At 67.4% G+C, this 18,199-nt stretch carries 18 protein-coding genes and 1 CRISPR repeat array (1 of these 19 running past the window's edge); of the genes, 11 read left to right on the plus strand and 7 right to left on the minus strand.

The features are described from left to right. Positions 1 to 5: 5 nt before the first annotated feature. The 7 genes from NON00_RS04665 to NON00_RS04695 all read right to left on the minus strand — a co-directional run bounded on the left by NON00_RS04665 (position 6) and on the right by NON00_RS04695 (position 4,687). Positions 6 to 455 carry a hypothetical protein gene (locus NON00_RS04665; protein WP_256017922.1) on the minus strand — a complete coding sequence of 150 codons (450 nt, stop codon included), beginning with the start codon at positions 453 to 455 and terminating at the stop codon, positions 6 to 8. Positions 456 to 459: 4 nt separating this feature from the next. Then, the gene (locus tag NON00_RS04670; RefSeq protein ID WP_256017923.1) at positions 460 to 1,185 is read right to left on the minus strand and encodes a hypothetical protein; all 726 of its coding nucleotides are present in this window, start codon (positions 1,183 to 1,185) and stop codon (positions 460 to 462) included. Further along, positions 1,185 to 1,454, minus strand: a complete 270-nt coding sequence (locus NON00_RS04675; protein ID WP_256017924.1) for an AlpA family transcriptional regulator — start codon at positions 1,452 to 1,454, stop codon at positions 1,185 to 1,187. Before NON00_RS04675 ends, NON00_RS04670 begins: the two co-directional genes overlap by 1 nt. A gap of 9 nt (positions 1,455 to 1,463) precedes the next feature. Beyond that, positions 1,464 to 1,817, minus strand: a complete 354-nt coding sequence (locus NON00_RS04680; protein WP_256017925.1) for a hypothetical protein — start codon at positions 1,815 to 1,817, stop codon at positions 1,464 to 1,466. Between the two features lie 33 nt (positions 1,818 to 1,850). Continuing rightward, positions 1,851 to 2,423, minus strand: coding sequence for a sigma factor (locus NON00_RS04685; RefSeq protein ID WP_256017926.1), 573 nt, complete (start codon positions 2,421 to 2,423; stop codon positions 1,851 to 1,853). Between the two features lie 121 nt (positions 2,424 to 2,544). Further along, complete coding sequence (locus NON00_RS04690; protein ID WP_256017927.1) at positions 2,545 to 3,474, minus strand: hypothetical protein; 930 nt, start codon at positions 3,472 to 3,474, stop codon at positions 2,545 to 2,547. Continuing rightward, a complete protein-coding gene (locus tag NON00_RS04695) occupies positions 3,455 to 4,687 on the minus strand; it encodes a hypothetical protein (RefSeq protein WP_256017928.1) in 1,233 nt (410 codons plus the stop codon). Before NON00_RS04695 ends, NON00_RS04690 begins: the two co-directional genes overlap by 20 nt. 337 nt (positions 4,688 to 5,024) lie before the next feature. Between NON00_RS04695 and NON00_RS04700 the strand changes: the two genes are divergently transcribed. From NON00_RS04700 to cas2e, 11 genes are all read left to right on the plus strand, one after another. Next, complete coding sequence (locus tag NON00_RS04700; protein WP_256017929.1) at positions 5,025 to 5,501, plus strand: DUF2924 domain-containing protein; 477 nt, start codon at positions 5,025 to 5,027, stop codon at positions 5,499 to 5,501. Then, positions 5,498 to 6,820: a recombinase family protein gene (locus tag NON00_RS04705; RefSeq protein WP_256017930.1), complete on the plus strand. Its 1,323-nt coding sequence runs from the start codon at positions 5,498 to 5,500 to the stop codon at positions 6,818 to 6,820. Before NON00_RS04700 ends, NON00_RS04705 begins: the two co-directional genes overlap by 4 nt. Continuing rightward, positions 6,817 to 7,233 (plus strand): hypothetical protein, encoded by a 417-nt coding sequence (locus NON00_RS04710; RefSeq protein WP_256017931.1) that lies wholly within the window; start codon positions 6,817 to 6,819, stop codon positions 7,231 to 7,233. The genes NON00_RS04705 and NON00_RS04710 overlap by 4 nt, the downstream gene beginning before the upstream one ends. Further along, positions 7,187 to 10,027 (plus strand): CRISPR-associated helicase Cas3', encoded by a 2,841-nt coding sequence (gene cas3 / locus NON00_RS04715; protein WP_256017932.1) that lies wholly within the window; start codon positions 7,187 to 7,189, stop codon positions 10,025 to 10,027. Before NON00_RS04710 ends, cas3 begins: the two co-directional genes overlap by 47 nt. A 380-nt stretch (positions 10,028 to 10,407) precedes the next feature. Then, positions 10,408 to 12,012 carry a type I-E CRISPR-associated protein Cse1/CasA gene (casA, locus tag NON00_RS04720; protein ID WP_256017933.1) on the plus strand — a complete coding sequence of 535 codons (1,605 nt, stop codon included), beginning with the start codon at positions 10,408 to 10,410 and terminating at the stop codon, positions 12,010 to 12,012. After that, complete coding sequence (gene casB, locus NON00_RS04725) at positions 12,009 to 12,530, plus strand: type I-E CRISPR-associated protein Cse2/CasB (RefSeq protein ID WP_256017934.1); 522 nt, start codon at positions 12,009 to 12,011, stop codon at positions 12,528 to 12,530. Before casA ends, casB begins: the two co-directional genes overlap by 4 nt. Next, positions 12,527 to 13,558: a type I-E CRISPR-associated protein Cas7/Cse4/CasC gene (gene cas7e / locus NON00_RS04730; protein WP_256017935.1), complete on the plus strand. Its 1,032-nt coding sequence runs from the start codon at positions 12,527 to 12,529 to the stop codon at positions 13,556 to 13,558. The genes casB and cas7e overlap by 4 nt, the downstream gene beginning before the upstream one ends. 2 nt (positions 13,559 to 13,560) lie before the next feature. Then, positions 13,561 to 14,310: a type I-E CRISPR-associated protein Cas5/CasD gene (gene cas5e, locus NON00_RS04735; protein WP_256017936.1), complete on the plus strand. Its 750-nt coding sequence runs from the start codon at positions 13,561 to 13,563 to the stop codon at positions 14,308 to 14,310. Next, positions 14,307 to 15,005 (plus strand): type I-E CRISPR-associated protein Cas6/Cse3/CasE, encoded by a 699-nt coding sequence (gene cas6e / locus NON00_RS04740; RefSeq protein ID WP_256017937.1) that lies wholly within the window; start codon positions 14,307 to 14,309, stop codon positions 15,003 to 15,005. The genes cas5e and cas6e overlap by 4 nt, the downstream gene beginning before the upstream one ends. Before the next feature lie 10 nt (positions 15,006 to 15,015). Further along, positions 15,016 to 15,978: a type I-E CRISPR-associated endonuclease Cas1e gene (gene cas1e, locus NON00_RS04745; protein ID WP_256017938.1), complete on the plus strand. Its 963-nt coding sequence runs from the start codon at positions 15,016 to 15,018 to the stop codon at positions 15,976 to 15,978. Further along, on the plus strand, positions 15,959 to 16,294 hold the full coding sequence (gene cas2e, locus NON00_RS04750) for a type I-E CRISPR-associated endoribonuclease Cas2e (protein ID WP_256017939.1): 336 nt from the start codon (positions 15,959 to 15,961) through the stop codon (positions 16,292 to 16,294). The genes cas1e and cas2e overlap by 20 nt, the downstream gene beginning before the upstream one ends. A gap of 70 nt (positions 16,295 to 16,364) precedes the next feature. Continuing rightward, positions 16,365 to 18,199: direct repeats of the CRISPR family, unit length 29 nt; unit sequence GTGTTCCCCGCAGGCGCGGGGATGAACCG (it continues 4,171 nt past the right edge of the window).

Below are 18,199 nucleotides of genomic sequence, written 5' to 3' on the forward strand. Positions count from 1 at the left end.
CGACCTCACGCCACCTGCCGGTGGGTCTGCATGATCCGGCCGAGGCGGCGCAGCAGCCCCCCGCGGCGGATGCAGTCACCACCATGGTTGATAAGATACTCACCGGCCTCGTCGATCTCCTGCGGCAGGAGGTGGCTCGGCAGCAGCGGCACGAAGGCGTTGCGGCTGGGGACGAACACTTCGCCACGTCCGATCTGCTCCACCGTCGCGCGGGCATCCGCCGGGAACATCTCCATCTGCTCGGCGCGCAGCCCCTCAGCGTGCTCGGCGATTTCGGCACTGCGCTTGAGGTCGTCGCGGATCAGCTTGTTCAGCGCGGTGGAGAGGACCACGCCGAAGAGTTGGTCGTCCTGGCGGATTTCGTCCGCTGCATTCCGGACAACCTCGCCGACGATCGCCGGCACGCTGCCACGGTGGAGGACGCTGAGGCGGGCTTCGCGGATCAGGGTCCGCATGCGGTCACGCGGCGTGGTCATGTTCGTTCTCCAGGGCGTTGATCCAGAGCGGCAGCCGCCGCAGCGCTTCGCAGGCCTCGCCGCGCAGATCGGCGAGCAGGGCGCGCGGGCTGCGGCCGGCGAGCGATGCGAAGTCGATGGGCAGGGTCGCCACGGTGAGGATGGCGGCGGTGAAATCGGCCCAGTCGGCGCCGATGGGCGCGACCTTCGACTGTTCCGGCGGCGGGGAAGCACGCTTCGGCCGAGAGGGCAGCGGGCCCAAAGTGGCCTGGACGGCATCACGCACAGCGCCGCGCAGCCCGGCCATGGTCGGCGGCGCCCCGTCAGCGCGGGACTGCGCGAAATAGGCCTCCATCGCGGCGCGCCCCGCGGCCTGGGCCTGTTCCTCACGCCCACCGGCGAGCGCCTCGTAGCGCTGCGCGGTGCTGGTCGAGATGCCAGCATCGGCCAGCGCCTCGGCTTTCGACTTCCCACCGGTGGGAAGTCGAACCGTGGCACTATCGGCCTGGCGGACGGTCTGGGCCTGATCGAGATCGCGGCTCAGTTCCCCGATGCGAACGCAGGCGCGCAGGTGGATTTCGCGCACCCAGACCTCGAGGTCGCGGTCGTCGCGCTGGCGGGCATAGGCGGCGAGCGCCGCGGCCTTGTCGCGGATCTCCGAGGCCTCATCGATGCGGGCGCATTCCGCCAGCGCCGTGCGGGCCTGCTCGTAGCGGACCAGCGCGCTCATCAGGCGGTCGCCTTGGCCGGCACGACCGTGTCGGGGCGCTGCACAGCGCCGGCCGGATCGCGTGCCTGCGCTGCCTCGAAGGCCTCGACGTCCTCCAGTCGGTAGAGGATGCGGCCGCCCAGCTTCAGGAAGGCGGGCCCCTGGTTCAGGTAGCGCCAGCGCTCGAGGGTGCGGATCGACAGGCCCCAGCGGTTTGCGAGGTCATGCTGATCCAGGTGGCGAACCAGCCCACCGTTCCGCTGCGCTTCAATGTCATGCTGCCTGCTCATGCCGGGCACCTACCGGCGAGCGTCGAAATCTGTCGGGGTCAGGACTTCGGCCAGCCTGCCGCGCGCCACCCGGCTCCGGGGCCGCGCTATCGCCAGATAGCTGAAATCCTCCTCGTCATGACGCTGCTGCACGAGATGCAGCAGCCCCGCCTCGGCCAGTTTGAGCGCCCGCTGCGCCACGCGCAGAAGCTCCCGCCGCTCGGGCTCCGGCCGCAGAAAGCTGAGCGGAGAAATCTCCACCGCGAGAAAGCCGCGATGATAGACGAGGCGATCGCCAGGGAGCGCCAAACCACACCAGCCGCAGAACGCGGCTTCGGTCAAAGGCAGCTCCGGCGCCCGAAGGTCGATGAGGGTGCTGTTCATATCCAGTATTACCCAGCCTCCTGCGGATCCGTCTCACGCCGCCGCCGGGATGCCGGCGGCGAGGAGGCGAAGGCGCAGTTCAGCCAACTGGCGGTACAGAGTGGCGCGGGACACGCGGCTGCCCTTGGCGATCGCATGGGGCGTGCGTTCGACCAACTGCGCGCAGAGCGCGATCTGGTCGGCGGAGAGGGCGCCAAGAGCCCGGTCGAGATCGAGCCGCCGCTCCACCGCCGCAAAGGCGCCCGTGGGCTGCCCGAGCCAGGCGCCGTAACCCTCCGCCTCCGCGAGGGTGTCCCCGATCGTGAGGCTGCCGCGGCCAGGCTGGGGAGCATCCAGGGCAACGGCAGTCATGGCAGCACGCCCACGACGGAAGCGCGTGGCGAGGCGGAGGGCGTGGTGCTCGAAGCAGGAGGCCGCGAAGGCGCCAAGGCTGCCGCGGTGCGGCTCAAACCCCTTCAGGCGGGCGAGCAGATCCACCAGAAGGTCCTGCCGGAGGTCCTCCTGCTCGTGCCGAGGCATGCGGCCGGTGTGGATGATGCGCTGCGCGACGCGGTCAGCGTCCCGCTGCAGGGCGGCGAGGTCGGTGGGGAGGAGCGTGGCGGGCATCGGCGGGTCCGGTCCATCGGGTGGCGATGGCAGGAGCCTGACGAAACACGATGCGGCCGGCCTTTCGGCAGGCTTTCGGTTCCTATCGGAAGGCTATCGGTCCCGGCGGTGGAGCGGCAGGTCAGCCGAGAAAGATTTTCCCCGGCTCGATCGCCAGCCTGTATCCGCCCCGGCGGTCATTCTGGATGAGCTTCTGGGCGGCCGGGCGTTCAAGACCGGCCGCGGCGGCGAGTGCTGTCCGCAAGCGGCTGACAGAGACCGTGACCTGCTCCACCTGCGGCAGCGCGTCGCAGGCTTGGCCGGCCGCGAGGGCTGCGAGCAGATCATCCCCAGGCACGAAGCCGCCATCAGAGGCCGCTTCCCGGGCCAGTTCGGCCAGCACGCGGAAATCCCGCGGCTCCAATTTGAGCCCCCGCCGGTGATAGCGGGCCGTGGCGCTGTGTTCGGACATCTCGAGGGCATCCGGCGGCAACTCTGTGGGGAGACCGATTGCAGCCAGCTTCAGGACCAGGGGCAAGGCCGCCTGCTCATCCAACAGGTCAGACGCAGCCGCGATGGCCACGCCCTCGAGGGCGATCCGTCGCCCAATATCCAAGGCAAACTGGCGTGGCGTCGGGGTCAGAATCACCGGCCATGCCGTGCTGCTCCGCCCCTTCAGCGACGATACGAGTTCGATGACGTTGGCATCTGTCAGAAGCCGGACCAGGTAGAAAACCCGGCGATGCGGATCGTCCGGGAATTGCCCCAGATGCACCACCTTGTCGCTCAGCCTCTCCACCGGTGGCCCCGCAAGGCCCGCCGACCGCCGGATCTGCCACCCAACCGCCCGGAAGTCGATATCAAGCCAGCGGATACCCTCCTGCGCGCCACCAGCGACCATGGCGTTGCCGTGCTCATCGATGGTGATGGAGACCAGATCGAGATCATCCGGTGCACGGCGATACCGCAACACACCGAGCCGGCGATAATCGGCGACGGCATCACGGAAGGGCGCGATATCGTCCGCCGTCAGCGCACGGATGGGATGCTGGTCAAGCCGCTGCAGCAGCAAGCTGCAAAGACGGCATGGCTTCGCTGAGTCCATTGTGCCGCAGGTGCTGGAAGATCCGGGCCTCGAACATGTGGTCCCTGAAGCTGACCACGTTATGGGGACGGATGGTCACCATCACGTCCTGCCGCCGGCCGTCCACATCAAAGCGCAACAGCAGCTTCAAATGGCTGATCCTGAGGGTGGCCAGGTCAATACCGGGCACCATCTCGGACAATCGCGCGAGGGCATTCTCATTGTCCCACACGGTCAGACGCCAGGGAGAGCCGCCGGGGCTGGCCCGATCCGGATCGGCTTCGTCCACCTCAATCTCCTTGACGAAGACCTCGCGCAGTTCTTCATCCCAGTCATTCAGGAACTGCCAGGCCACCCCCTTCTGCTGCAGCGGACGCAGAGTGTAGAGACGGTCACTCCCTGGGCGCGTGAAGAAATCCGGCTCGCCGAGCAGATACTGCGCGAACAGGCTGACAAGCGCACGGCGCTCTATCGGGCTGCGGGCATTCACCTTGATATGGCCGGCGATCGGCTCGTAGCAGATCGTATCGAGTGTCATCTCGCGGATGTTGCGAACCTTCTGCTCGCCAGCCTCTTCGACGGTGGTCGTGATCGCGTTCATGCCGTGCTCGACAATCACGTTGACGGCCTCGGCTTCGGGATACCAGTAGACTTCACAGATGCGCCCCTGATAGCGGCGGGCAAAGAAGGCAGAGCATGCCGCACGAAAGGCTTCCTGCGCTTGCCATTCGTCATGCCGAGAGCACACACCACGGCGAGCCCCGACGAGCCGCAGCGGTGAGGCGGCGAACAGCGCGTGGCGGTGGACAGCCTTCTGGAAGATCTGCGGATGGCGAAGGTAGGCGTGCAGGGCCAGGTGTCGTGGCGTCATCTGGCGGCCGTCATCTGGGGCATCCAACTGCCCCTCGGGCACCAGTTGAACACCATTGAGCGCAGCGATCTCCTCCAGTGCCCGCTGGCCATTCGGATTGGACAGAATGAGAATGCAGTGCAGCGCATCGAGGAGTGGATCCGGGAAACGCTCACCCTGGTTTTTGAAGAGATCGAACAAAGCCTCACGACGCGCAGCCTCATCGGCCGGCAAATCGTCCCAGGCAAACGCCATGGCCGTGGCGTAGGGCTCCAGGAGTTCTTGGAGCAGATCGAGGTCCACGGTCCGCATGAAGGCGCGGTTCACAAAATTCCGGACGTTCTTGGCCATTGCGCACCTCCGGCAAAGTGCTCCCGCGATTTTCTATCCCGGATTACGATCCGGGTTCGAATCGAATCCGCGTGAGGGGGGGGCATGAGACGGATCGGCCCTCGTCTGGGTAAATGGAGGAGGTGACCCGCCATCTCCCGTCCCCCCTCCCCAACCCCCACCTCCCGCCCCACCTCCGCGAGGTCTGCGCCCTCCTCGCCCGCGGCCTACTGCGGCTGCGCAGCCACACCGCCGAAGAATACGCCCACGACGCCGCGCAGGCCCGCGACTGGGGAGAGGTTTGCCTACCCTCGCCGCCCCCGCAGCGCCCTCATGCCCGGACACAACGGAGACCGGCATGACAACGCACTCCCCTCCCCCGCCCGCATCCGACAGCGTCCTGCCGCGCCTGGCCGCGCTCAAAACCGCCGATATCGCCACCCTCAAAGAGCAATGGCGCAGCCTCTTTGGCCGCGAAGCCCCGCCCCATAACAGGAAGTTCCTCGAAAGCCGCCTCGCCTATCGCATCCAGGAACTCGCCTATGGCGGCCTCAAGCCGGAGATGGTGGCCCGCCTCGAAGCCCTCGGCGAGCAGCTCGATGGCGGCAATGTCGTGCTGCGCCGCCTGCGCGCCGGATCGGATCGCCCGGTGATTGGCACACGCCTGATCCGCGAATACCAGGGCGTCCAGCATGGCGTCACCGTCCTCGCCGATGGCTTCGAATATGAGGGCCGGCCCTATCGTTCCCTCTCCGCCATCGCCCGCCACATCACCGGCACGCGCTGGAATGGCTGGGCCTTCTTTGGCCTCAAAGCCCAGCGGGGGTCTGCATGACACGCAAATCCTCTCGTGAGGCCGATCTGCCGGCCACGACCCTCAAACGCCGCTGCGCTGTCTACACCCGCAAATCCACCGAGGAGGGACTGGAAAAAGAATTCAACAGCCTCGACGCCCAGCGCGATGCCTGCGAGGCCTATATCGCCAGCCAGCGCGGCGAGGGCTGGCTCCTGGTGGCCGATCGCTATGATGATGGCGGCATCTCCGGCAGCACGCTCGAGCGCCCGGCCCTGCAACGCCTGCTGCGCGAGATCGAGGCCGGATACGTCGATGTCGTCGTGGTCTACAAGATCGACCGCCTCAGCCGCTCGCTGATGCATTTCGCAAAGCTGGTCGAGGTGTTCGACGCCCACAGCGTCACCTTCGTCTCGGTGACGCAGAGCTTCAACACCACCACCAGCATGGGGCGGCTCACCCTCAACATCCTGCTCTCCTTTGCGCAGTTTGAGCGCGAGGTGATCCGCGAGCGCGTGCAGGACAAGGTTGCCGCCTCCAAGGCACGCGGCCTGTGGATGGGCGGGCCGGTGCCGCTCGGTTATGTCGTGCGCGACCGCAAGCTGGTGATCGAGCCGTCCGAGGCGGCTGTGGTGCAAAGGATCTTTTCTCTCTTCGCTGAAACCCGCTCCGGCTTTGCCACGCTGCGCCAACTCGCCGCTGAGGGGGTGCGCAGCAAGAGCGGCCGGCCCTTCGACAAGGGTTCTCTCTATCGGCTGCTGCACAACCGCATCAGCATCGGCGAGGTCACCCACAAGGGCCAGGCCTATCCCGGCGCGCATCCGGCCATCCTGCCGCGGGCGCTTTGGGATGAGGTGCAGGCCATCATCAACACCCCGGCGGCCAGTCGTGCCAACCAGAACCGGCGGCAGAGCCCGGCCCTGCTGCGCGGCTTGATCTTTGGCCCGGATGGCCGCGCCATGTCGCCCTCGCAGACGCGGCGGCGTGGCAAGCTCTATCGCTATTACGTCGCGCAAGCCGTGATGAAGGGCGCGCGCAGCGACTGCCCGGTGCGGCGCCTGCCGGCCGGCGAGATCGAGGGCGCGGTGGTGGCGCAACTGCGCGCACTGCTGCGCCAGCCGGAGGTGGTGGTGGGCACCTGGCGCGCCGCCCGGGCCGAAGCGCCGGAGTTCACCGAGGGCGAGACCCTGGCGGCACTGGAACGGCTGGACCCACTCTGGGAGGAGCTTTTTCCGGCCGAGCAGGCGCGCATTGTCCGGCTGCTGGTGGAGCGGGTGGATGTCAGCCCCGCCGGCGCCGACATCCGGCTGCGGCTGGAGGGGCTGGCCAGCCTGGTGCAGGATCTGCGGAGGGCGGCATGAGCAGCCTCACCGTGCACGTCCCGCTGGCCATCCGCCGCCGCGGCGGGCGGAAGCGGGTGGTGGCGCCGGAGGGGGCGCCTGGCGTCACCGTGCTGTCCTGTCGCGCCGATCCGGCGCTGGTGAAAGCGCTGGCGCGGGGCTTCCGCTACAGCAAGCTGCTGGACCAGGGGCGCTACGCCTCGATCAGCGAGATGGCCGCGGCCGAGAAGATCGACCGGGGGTATCTGGGGCGGCTGCTCCAGCTGACGCTGCTGGCGCCAGACATCGTCGAGGCGATCCTGGATGGGCGGCAGCCGGAGGGGGTGACGCTGGTGGGGCTGATGGAGGGGGTGCCGGTGGGGTGGGTGGAACAGAGGGGCAGGTTTCGTGGGGCAGCGCAGCTTTCCTGCCGAGGTGGAAGCATGCGACTATAGACGCCCGCTCCAGCAGCGTCCGGTTGTCATTATCCATCAGGGCAACATCTCAAAAAATTATTTTGAATATTATAATATTAATAAGAGAGAATTTTTTCTTAAAATCCAGGGATTAATAATGCTCAACGAAAAAATCTTCGCCTTATGGGGCAAAGCCACTCCTGGGTCCAAGACAGAAATCTTCTTCCATCCCTTGCTGGCGCACATGCTGGATGTCGCGGCTGTGGCCTGGGGCCTGCCACATTTGGCTTTGACCGGCATCCCACGGAGTACTCTGGCCTTCTTCGTGGCCCTCCATGATATCGGCAAGGTCTCGCGCAGTTTTCAGGCGCTGGCGCCGGCCGCATGGCCCACGGCCTTACTCGGCTCCCTGCCAGAGCACCGCGTGGCTGCACCACCACGCCATGATGTGCTCGGATTGTATTGGCTGGAGTGTGAACTGACTGATCTCCTGGAAGAGCTTTTGCCCAGAAGCGGCGGGTGGCGCAGCCGTGCCGCGCGAGGCCAATTGTGGAGGGCTCTGGCTGGCCATCATGGGCGTCCGGTTGAGCCCCTGTCCACGGCGCCCGGCCCAGCCATTCTCTGCGAAGACTGCCGGCAGGCCGGGCGCGATCTCGTACTTGGGCTAAAAGAGTTGTTTAAGCCTGAGCCCTGGATCCTGCCCCTCGGCAGCGACCTGAAGGCCATCAGTTGGCACATCGCTGGCCTGGTGACCCATGCGGATTGGATCGGTTCGCGCCAAACCTGGTTCCCTTACACCGCGCCTGATGATGTCGCGGACATGCAGACCTATTGGCAGCGCGCCCGCGCGCAGGCTGACAAGGCGTTGGCGGCCGCAGGTGTCCTTCCTGTTACCATTGCGCCCTCTGGCGGATGGACGCGGCTGTTCCCAGACATTCAGCAGCCTTCTCCTGTGCAGGCCTGGGCCGACGCCGTGGATCTGCCCGAAGGGCCTTGCCTCGCCGTGATCGAAGACCTCACAGGCAGCGGCAAGACCGAGGCCGCGCTGCTTCTGGCCCATCGACTAATGGCGGCGGGGCGCGCGGAAGGCCTGTTTGTGGCCCTCCCCACCATGGCAACCGCCAATGCCATGTATGGTCGCATGCAGGATGCGGCGCCGCGTTTCTTCGAGGCTGGGACTGTCGCGTCGCTGGCGCTGGCCCATGGCAAGGCTGATCTCCAACACGCTTTCCGGGAAACCATCCTGCCCGATCCCACCTTCTCTACCCCAGCGGCCGATCTGGAACCCGGAGAAGAAACAGCGGAGGTGCAATGCAGCGCCTGGCTGGCGGAGGATCGTCGCAGAGCCTTGCTGGCCCAGATCGGTGTTGGCACGATCGACCAGGCGCTGCTCGGCGTGCTGCCGGTGCGTCATGCGGCGCTGCGCCTGCGGGGGCTGGCCAGCAAGGTCCTTGTCATCGACGAAGCCCACGCCTTCGATCCGTACATGGACGAAGAAGTCCTGGCACTGCTGCGCTTCCACGCGGCACTGGGCGGCTCAGCCATCATCCTCTCTGCCACCCTGCCGCAGAAGAAGCGCACGGCTCTCATTGGCGCCTTCCTGGAAGGGCTTGGGGTCACGCAGCCGCCGGAACTGACTGCGACCGCCTATCCCCTGGCCACCCTCGCCGGCGCGGCCGGTTTGGTAGAAAAACCGCGTGACGCCCGGCCCGGTCTGGCGCGCGACTTGCCGGTGCGCCGCCTGCCGAATGCCGGCGCGGCGCTGGCCGCGCTACGGCAGGCGCATGCGGCCGGGGCCGCGGCGGTCTGGATCCGCAACACCGTCGATGACGTGCTCGCGGCAGCCGAAGCACTGCGCGAGGAAGGCATTGAGCCTCTGGTGTTCCATGCCCGCTTCGCCATGCAGGACCGACTGCTGATCGAGGCGGAGGTGTTGCGCCGCTTTGGCAAATCCAGTTCTGGCAAGGATCGCCAGGGAATCCTGCTGGCAACGCAGGTGGTGGAGCAAAGCCTGGATCTCGATTTCGATGTGCTGATCTCCGATCTCGCGCCGATGGATCTGCTGATCCAGCGCGCGGGGCGGCTATGGCGGCACCGGGACCGCAACGGGCGCCCCGTGCCCTCGCCGGAATTGCTGGTTGTCTCGCCGGATCCGGTCGAGGCGCCGGCGGCCGACTGGCTGCGGGCCGCCCTGCCGGGAACCGCCGCAGTGTATCATGACCCGGCCTTGCTGTGGCGGGGCGCGCGGGCCTTGTTCCAGCGGGGCCAAATCTGCGCGCCGGAAGCATTGCGATCCCTCATCGAGGCGGCGGCCGAAGGCGAAACGCCGCCACATCTGGCGGCGGCTGCGGACAAGGCCTTCGGAGAGGATCGCGCCGCAGGCGGCCAAGCCCGGCAGCAGGTGCTGCGTTGGGCGGAGGGCTATACCACGACCTCCGGGGACTGGCGGCCGGATACCGTCACCCCAACCCGCAAGCAGGATGATCCACGCGTAACCCTGCGGCTGGCGGTGCTTCGCCAGGGCAGCCTCACCCCTTATGCGGAAGCGGAGGAGATACGCCAAGCCTGGTCCCTGTCGGAGATCAGCGTCTCGCGCCGCAGGGTCGTGGCATGCCCTGTTCCGGCAGGATTGGAGGTGCAGGCCCGGGCCGCGCGGGCGGGTTGGGGCAAGTGGCTGAGCGAGGCGCCGGATGTGCTGCTGGCTATTCTGGAGCCGGAGCCTGAGAGGATGGGATACCGGCTGGCCGTGCAGGCCCATGGTGGCGAGGAGGCGGTGTTGCGCTATGATGCCCGCCAGGGGCTGATCCTGCCCCGACCCGCTTCGGCGGGATGAACCGGCATTAGGCCTTCGGCCTAAACAAGGTATTGTCGTGTTCCCCGCACGCGCGGGGATTTCGCCCACCATCCTGCATAGGAGCAGGAAGCATCGCAACTCTTTAGGCCAAATCCGAAGGCATTCGGCCTTCGGCCAAATTTTTCTTGAATGCACGCTCTTGGTTGGTTACGAAATGGCTACGGGCGCCCGACCGGCTAGGAATCGATAGGGCGCCCGCAACAGATTGCCAGAAAGGAAACGAAGCATGTGAGTCATGCTCCGCATAAGATGAATGACCGAGGTCGACGCCTCGGCATTCCCTGGGGCGCTGTTCCAGCAGTGCCCTCCTCTTTTTAAGCCTCCCTCCGCATGTCTGTCCACATGCTTAGGAGCTACCCATGTCGCTCAATCTTGTGCGCGACCCGTGGATCCCTGCGCGCTGTCGTTCCGGATCAAAACTGATCCGCCCCGCACAAATCACGGAATGCCACGCAACAGACCCTATCCTCGCCTTTGACTGGCCCCGTGCCGATTTCCGCATCGCCTCACATGAATTGCTGATCGGCCTTCTGGCCGTGGCCTGCCCGCCGGCTTCAGAAGATGCCTGGGCCGATGCGATGGAGACGCCGCCCACACCGGAGGAACTCGATGCGGCCTTCGCACCGCTCGCCCATGCCTTCGATCTGGATGGCCCCGGCCCGCGTTTTCTCCAGGACCTGGAGGATCTCGCCGCGGATCATGAACCGATCGAACGTCTGCTGATCGAGGCACCCGGCGACAGCACGGTGAAAAAGAACACCGATCTGCTGGTTCACCGTGGTTTGGCCGCGCGCCTGTCACGGGCCACGGCGGCCATCACGCTCTATACCTTCCAGAACTGGGCGCCAGCGGGCGGCGCGGGCAACCGTACTGGCCTGCGGGGCGGTGGCCCCATGGTCACGCTCGTCCTGCCGAATGACGCGCCCACCCTTTGGCAAGTGCTCTGGGCCAATACCCCCTGCGGTGCGAAGCCCGCGGCGGCCGACCTGCCGCGGATCTTCCCCTGGCTGGCGCCCACCCTCACCTCCGAGGGCAACCGCACCGTCACGCCCGGCCCGGACGCGCATCCGCTACAATGCTGGTGGGGCATGCCACGCCGCATCCGCCTTGATTTCGAGGCCAGCCCCGGCACCTGCGACCTGACCGGCCAGCCGGACGACATCATCGTGTCGGGCTGGCGACAACGCCCGCGTGGTGCGAATTATGCCTTCTGGGGCAAGGAACATCCTTTGACGCCGCAATACCGCGTCAAGCCCGGCAGTGAGATTCTGCCCGTGCATCCGCAGCCGGGAGGGATCGGCTATCGCCACTGGCTCGGGCTGGTGGCCAATACACGGGATGATCTGCGCTATCCCGCGCCCACGGTCGCCATCTGGCGACGGGATCGCGCAGAGGGCCGCGCCATTTGGGCATCCCATACGCGCCTGCTCGTCGCCGGCTACGACATGGACAATATGAAGGCGCGCGGTTTCGTCGAGGCAGAGATGCCGCTGCACCACGCGCCGAACCGCAACGCGCAGGAAGATCTGGCCTATCAACTGATCGACAGCGCCGACACGGTGGCCCAGGCGCTGCGCCAGGCGGTACGGGGTGCGCTGTTTAGCCAGGGCGCGACGGTGAAGCTCGATGCCGAACTCTTCGCCACCCTGCGGGAACGCTTCTGGGCGGCGACAGAGCCGGGTTTCTACCGTCTGCTCGGCGATCAGGCGGCCGGTCAGGCGGTGGATCTACAAACCTGGCTGGCCCTGCTGCGAGACACGGCCATGCGCCTGTTCCAGGAGGCTGCGCCGCTCGATCCCCTGAGTGGTGCGACCCAGGCGCAGCGGATCACCCAAGCGCAGCGCATCCTCGCCTTCACCCTGCGCGGCTATGGCAAGGCCGGAGGGGAATTGTTCGGTCGTCTTGATCTGCCACTGCCGGAAGGCGCTGGCAAAGCCAAAGGCAAACGAGGGAAAGCCGCATGAGCCTCTCACCCGATGCCGCCGCCGCATGGTGGCAGGATCTCCAGGGCGGCGACCGCGGCCCGCGCGGCAAGGATCGTGCCGCCCTCGCCCGCCTGCGCCGCTGCGCCCGCGTAGCCGAAGCGATGCAGGAGCAGGCCGTCTTCGATCTCTTCCGCCGCTGCGGCGGGCGGTCGCCGGAGGATCTGCCAAAAGTCGCGCTCGTCGCCGCCGTGCTCAGCCATGCACGGGAGAACAGCGCACCGGAATGGGTGGCACGCACCATCGGGCCGGAGAGCCCGGACAAGCCAGAGAGTGCCCGCATGAAGCCGCTGCGCTTCCGCCGCCTGATGGAGGCCGAAGCACCGGATGAATTGCTGACGGGCTTCCGCCGGCTGCTCGCTCTGACCGGGGGAAAGGCCAACATCCGCGACCTCGCCTGTGCCCTGTTCTTCTGGTCTGAAAAGACCCGCATCACCTGGACCTACCGTTATTGGAACGCCGAGGCGCCGCAAGCCACGGCCAAGGAAACCGCAGCATGAGCCGCTTCATCCAGCTTCACCTGCTGACTTTCTTCCCGCCCGCCAACCTGAACCGCGACGACACCGGCCGCCCCAAGACAGCGGTGGTGGGCGGCGTGACGCGGCTGCGCCTCTCCTCCCAGGCGCTGAAGCGCGCCTGGCGCACCTCGCCGGTCTTCGCGGCGGCCCTGGCCGGCCATATGGGCCAGCGCACCCAGCGCTTCGGCGAGGAGATCCTGCACCACTTGCTCGCCAATGGCATGGCCGAGGACAAGGCGCTGGCGACGGCGCGCGAGATCGCCGGCGTCTTCGGCAAGATCAAGTCAGAAGGCGCCCAGATCGAGCAGCTTGCCTTCATCGCACCGGAAGAAAAGGCCGCCGCCCTGGCGCTGGCGGACAAGGTGCTGGCCGGCGAGAAAATCGATGCCAAGAAGGCCGACCTTCTGCGGCGTGTCGATACGGCCGCCGATATCGCCATGTTCGGCCGCATGCTGGCGGACGACCCCGATTATAATCGTGAGGCGGCCGTCCAGGTCGCGCATGCCATCACCACCCACAAGGTCGTGGTCGAGGATGACTACTACACCGCCGTCGATGACCTGAAGACGAGCGCCGATGATGCTGGCGCCGGCTTCCTGGGCGAGGCGGCCTTCGGCTCGGGCGTGTTCTACCTCTATCTCTGCATCGACCGCACCCTTCTGGTCAAAAATCTTGGCGGCGACAGCGATTTGGCCAAGACGGCGATCCGCGCCCTGGTCGAGGCCGCGGCCACTACGGCGCCGCGCGGCAAGCAGAACAGCTTCGCCGCCCATGGCCGCGCCGGCTATATCCTGGCCGAGAAGGGCGACCGCCAGCCGCGCACCCTGGCCGGCGCCTTCGCCCGCCCGGTGAAGGATGAAGATCTGCTGGGCGTCTCAGTCGCCGCCTTGCACGATTTCCGCACAGCCATCGACAAGGCCTATCACGGCGGCAGCGCCGAGCCTTGCAAGGTCCTCCATGTCGGCGTCGAGGGCGACCTGCCCACCATTCTGGACTTCGTGGGCGACTGATCATGTCCCCTCCCTTCCTGACCTTCGCGCTTGTCGCGCCCATGGCGTCCTTCGGGGCGCCAGCGGTGGGCGAGCGGCGGGAGAGCTGGAGCCGGCCCGGCCGCTCGGCCATCCTCGGCCTGGTCGGCGCCTGCCTCGGCCTGGAGCGCGAGGATGACGCCGCACAGGCCACGCTCGCTGCTGAGTACGGGCTGGCCCTGCTCTGTGTCTCGGCGGGCACGCCCTTCGCCGATTACCACACGGCTCAGGTGCCCTCCTCCAGCCGCAAGATCCGCCACGCCACGCGCGCGGCGGAACTCGCCGCGCCCGACCTGAACACCATCCTCTCCCGGCGGGACTACCGGACAGGAACCTGGCACCTAGCCGCGCTCTGGGCGCGAGGCCCGGCGCCACGCTGGGCCCTTGCCGAGATCGCCGCGGCCATGCAGAGCCCGGCCTTCACGACCTATTTGGGCCGTAAGTCCTGTCCCCTGGGCTTGCCGCTGGCCCCTCACCTCGACATGCACTCGGCCGATGCGCCCGCGGCCTTGCAGGCCCGCTACGCCGGGGGACCTGAGGCCGCTTTCGCAGCATCGCTGGCACGGATGCAGGACCGCCCCCTGCTGGTGGCCATGGATGAGGATAGGGCGGCGATGGGCGCCACGCTGCAGCCGGACCGGAGCGAAACGCGGCGCGACCAGCCGCGCCGACGCAGTGCCTGGCAATTCGACCTGCGGCGCGAGGTCGTCCTGCGGCTGGAGGAGGGCGCATGACCACGCTGTTCCTCTCGCGCGCCCGGCTCCGGCAGGATGCCTCCGTGGCAGCCCTGGCACGCCTGCTACTACCCGAGGCAAAAGGCGAAAGGGTCGCGGCCGCACATCGCCTCGTCTGGTCGCTCTTTGCCGGCGATCCCGCGCAGAAGCGCGATTTCCTGTGGCGGGAGGAGGGAGAGGGCCGCTTCATGCTGCTCTCGCCCAGCCGGCCATTGGATCCCCATCCGCTGATGGAGGTGGAAAGCCAGCCCTATGCGCCGAACCTCGCTGCCGGCGACCGCCTCCACTTCGTGCTGCGCGCCAATCCGGTGATTTCCCGCAGCGAGGCGCCAGGGCAGCGCGGCAAGCGCCATGACGTGGTGATGGACGCGCTCTATGCCACACCACGCGGCGCACGGGCCGAGGCGCGCTTCGCGGCCCTGCAACGGGCCGGTAGCGCCTGGCTCGTCCGGCAGGGGCAGGCGCATGGCTTCGAACTGGTGGCGGAGCCGGTGGTGGATGGCTATGAGCGGCTGCGCCTGCCCCGTCCCAACCAGGGGCTGGACAAGGCCCCCCCGGCGATTTTCGGGGTGATGGATTTCGCGGGCACGCTGCGCGTGACGGATCCGGCCTCCTTCCTGGCCGCGCAGGCGAAAGGCTTCGGGCGCGCGCGGGGCTTCGGCTTTGGCCTCATGCTGATCCGCCGGGCGGTGTAAGGGCGCGCGCATGAGCGACCGGCCAATCCCTGGCTTGCCGCCACCGCGCCCTTTGCCAATCCGCGAGCGCGCCTCGATTCTCTTTGTCGAGAAAGGCAGGCTCGATGTGCTGGATGGCGCCTTCGTCCTGGTCGATGAGGGCGGCATCCGCACCCATATCCCCGTCGGCGGCTTGGTGTGTCTGATGCTGGAGCCGGGCACCCGCGTCAGCCATGCCGCCGTCGTGCTGGCCGCCCGGGCGGGTACTTTGCTCGTTTGGGTGGGGGAGGCCGGGGTGCGGCTCTATGCCGCGGGCCAGCCCGGCGGCGCGCGGGCTGACCGGCTTCTGCTCCAGGCACGCCTGGCCCTGGAGGAAGAGAGCAGGCTGCGCGTCGTGCGCAAGATGTATGCGCTGCGTTTCGGTGAGGAGGCACCCTCCCGGCGCTCCATCGACCAGTTGCGGGGCATTGAAGGCGTGCGGGTGCGCGAGATGTATCGCTTGCTGGCGCAGCGCCACAATATCCGCTGGGAGGGGCGGCGCTATGATCCGCAGGATTGGTCAGGCGCGGACCTGGTCAACCGCTGCCTGTCAGCAGCAACGGCGGCGCTGTACGGCATTACCGAGGCGGCCATCCTGGCGGCTGGCTATGCGCCTGCCATTGGCTTTCTCCATACCGGCAAGCCACAGAGCTTCGTCTATGACATCGCGGACATTGTGAAATTCGAAACCGTGGTACCGGAAGCGTTCAGGGTGGTCTCCGCCGTGGAGCACAGCCGGCCACTGGATGGGCAGCGCGTCACCAATCCTGTCGCGGCTGTCCGCCATGCCTGCCGCGATGCCTTTCGGCGCAGCAACCTCCTGTCGCGATTGATCCCTTTGGTGGAGGAAGTGCTAGCCGCAGGAGGCCTCCCTATGCCCGAGGCTCCCCCAGAGGCGATGCCGGTCGCAATCGCCAATCCGGAAGGACTGGGTGATGCTGGTCATCGTGGTTGAGAATGCCCCGCCACGCTTGCGGGGGCGCCTAGCCGTCTGGCTGCTGGAGGTCCGGGCGGGCGTCTATATCGGCAGCCATGGCCGCCGGGTGCGCGAAATGATCTGGGAGCAGGTCTGCGCCTATATCGATGACGGAAACGCCGTGATCGCTTGGGACGCCCCTAACGATGCTGGCTTCGAATTTGACACTTGCGGTAAAAATCGCCGCATCCCGGTCGATTTTGATGGCTTCCGCCTGGTAAGCTTTGCCCCAGAAGCCGCCTTGCCCGCAGAGCCAGGCCCGGCGAGCCTCCCCCCTCGCAGACGAGGCCGCTAAACAGCGCCTCTGCAGCGGTACGCTCTTTGACAACCGAAAAGAGATTGGATTACAAGAGTCTCCAGGAAGAGTGTTCCCCGCAGGCGCGGGGATGAACCGACGCATTCGCGGCGCAGGTGCGCGAGCTCAACGTGTTCCCCGCAGGCGCGGGGATGAACCGCTGGTGTGGAACCACCTCAACCTTCCCGATCCGTGTTCCCCGCAGGCGCGGGGATGAACCGGTGGCGTTGCTGCTGGCAATCGTCACCTGGCGGTGTTCCCCGCAGGCGCGGGGATGAACCGCCATGCCCCACCAGGCCGCCGCCCACCTGCACGTGTTCCCCGCAGGCGCGGGGATGAACCGCTCGCCTACGACTTCGGCTACGGGCGCGACGAGTGTTCCCCGCAGGCGCGGGGATGAACCGGTCGCACGTTTGGAACCCGGCCGGGGTTTCGAGTGTTCCCCGCAGGCGCGGGGATGAACCGGTATTGCGATCCCCGGCGGCCACGCTGCCGAAGTGTTCCCCGCAGGCGCGGGGATGAACCGCGGTCGAAATCATGGCCGGGCGCCAGGAGCCCGTGTTCCCCGCAGGCGCGGGGATGAACCGGCGATGCGGCGCTGATCCTCGACAATCTGCGGGTGTTCCCCGCAGGCGCGGGGATGAACCGACCCGCCAGAGCCGCGAAGTGCCGCTGGTCACGTGTTCCCCGCAGGCGCGGGGATGAACCGTTGATTCCCGCCGAGGCCCGTGGCGAGGCCGTAGTGTTCCCCGCAGGCGCGGGGATGAACCGCCGCTCGGTCAGATCCCCGAATGAAAGCCGCGGTGTTCCCCGCAGGCGCGGGGATGAACCGGCAGTGGCGACAACTACGGAGTCGTTTTCCCGGTGTTCCCCGCAGGCGCGGGGATGAACCGGGTGGCCCGGGCGAGTTGATGCATCCGAGCCTGTGTTCCCCGCAGGCGCGGGGATGAACCGTCCGCGTGCGGCTGGAGGGCCTGCCGGCGGGCGTGTTCCCCGCAGGCGCGGGGATGAACCGTGGCCGAGGCCATGCTGGCCATGCGGGATGCCGTGTTCCCCGCAGGCGCGGGGATGAACCGGGCACCGTCACATCCATAACCGCGCCCCTGCCGTGTTCCCCGCAGGCGCGGGGATGAACCGCGAATTGCCCCGCGCGCTCGCCTTCCCGATATGTGTTCCCCGCAGGCGCGGGGATGAACCGGAACAGCTTCGCGGCGTATTGCGCGGCCTCGCGTGTTCCCCGCAGGCGCGGGGATGAACCGGCGCCCTTGTCCGCTGGGGGTGTCGCCTAGTGTTCCCCGCAGGCGCGGGGATGAACCGACTGGGTAACCCGCGACGTGCTCCCCGCGATCGTGTTCCCCGCAGGCGCGGGGATGAACCGCGCGATCCCGCTGCCACTGCGGCTCCCACCATGTGTTCCCCGCAGGCGCGGGGATGAACCGATGGTCGCAGCGATGCGCTTCGCCGCGCGCGGGTGTTCCCCGCAGGCGCGGGGATGAACCTGGGCGACTAGGACAGGCACGGGGGCGGTTCTCCGTGTTCCCCGCAGGCGCGGGGATGAACCGCGAACCGCAGACTTGTAGCCCTGCGACGCATCGTGTTCCCCGCAGGCGCGGGGATGAACCGCCCTCCACCGTCACGCTCTGCGCGTCGCGGAGGTGTTCCCCGCAGGCGCGGGGATGAACCGCTGGCGATCACGTCGAGGTCAGCATTCCGCCGGTGTTCCCCGCAGGCGCGGGGATGAACCGGCATTTCGTTTTGCGGCGGGAGTTGTTGCGGCGTGTTCCCCGCAGGCGCGGGGATGAACCGAACAGCCAGAGGAACGCTCGCCCGATCATGCCGTGTTCCCCGCAGGCGCGGGGATGAACCGGTGACCGGCGGCGCGTGGCTGCGCGTCACCGCGTGTTC

This window comes from Roseomonas sp. GC11 (assembly GCF_024437745.1).
Classification (GTDB): domain Bacteria; phylum Pseudomonadota; class Alphaproteobacteria; order Acetobacterales; family Acetobacteraceae; genus Pseudoroseomonas.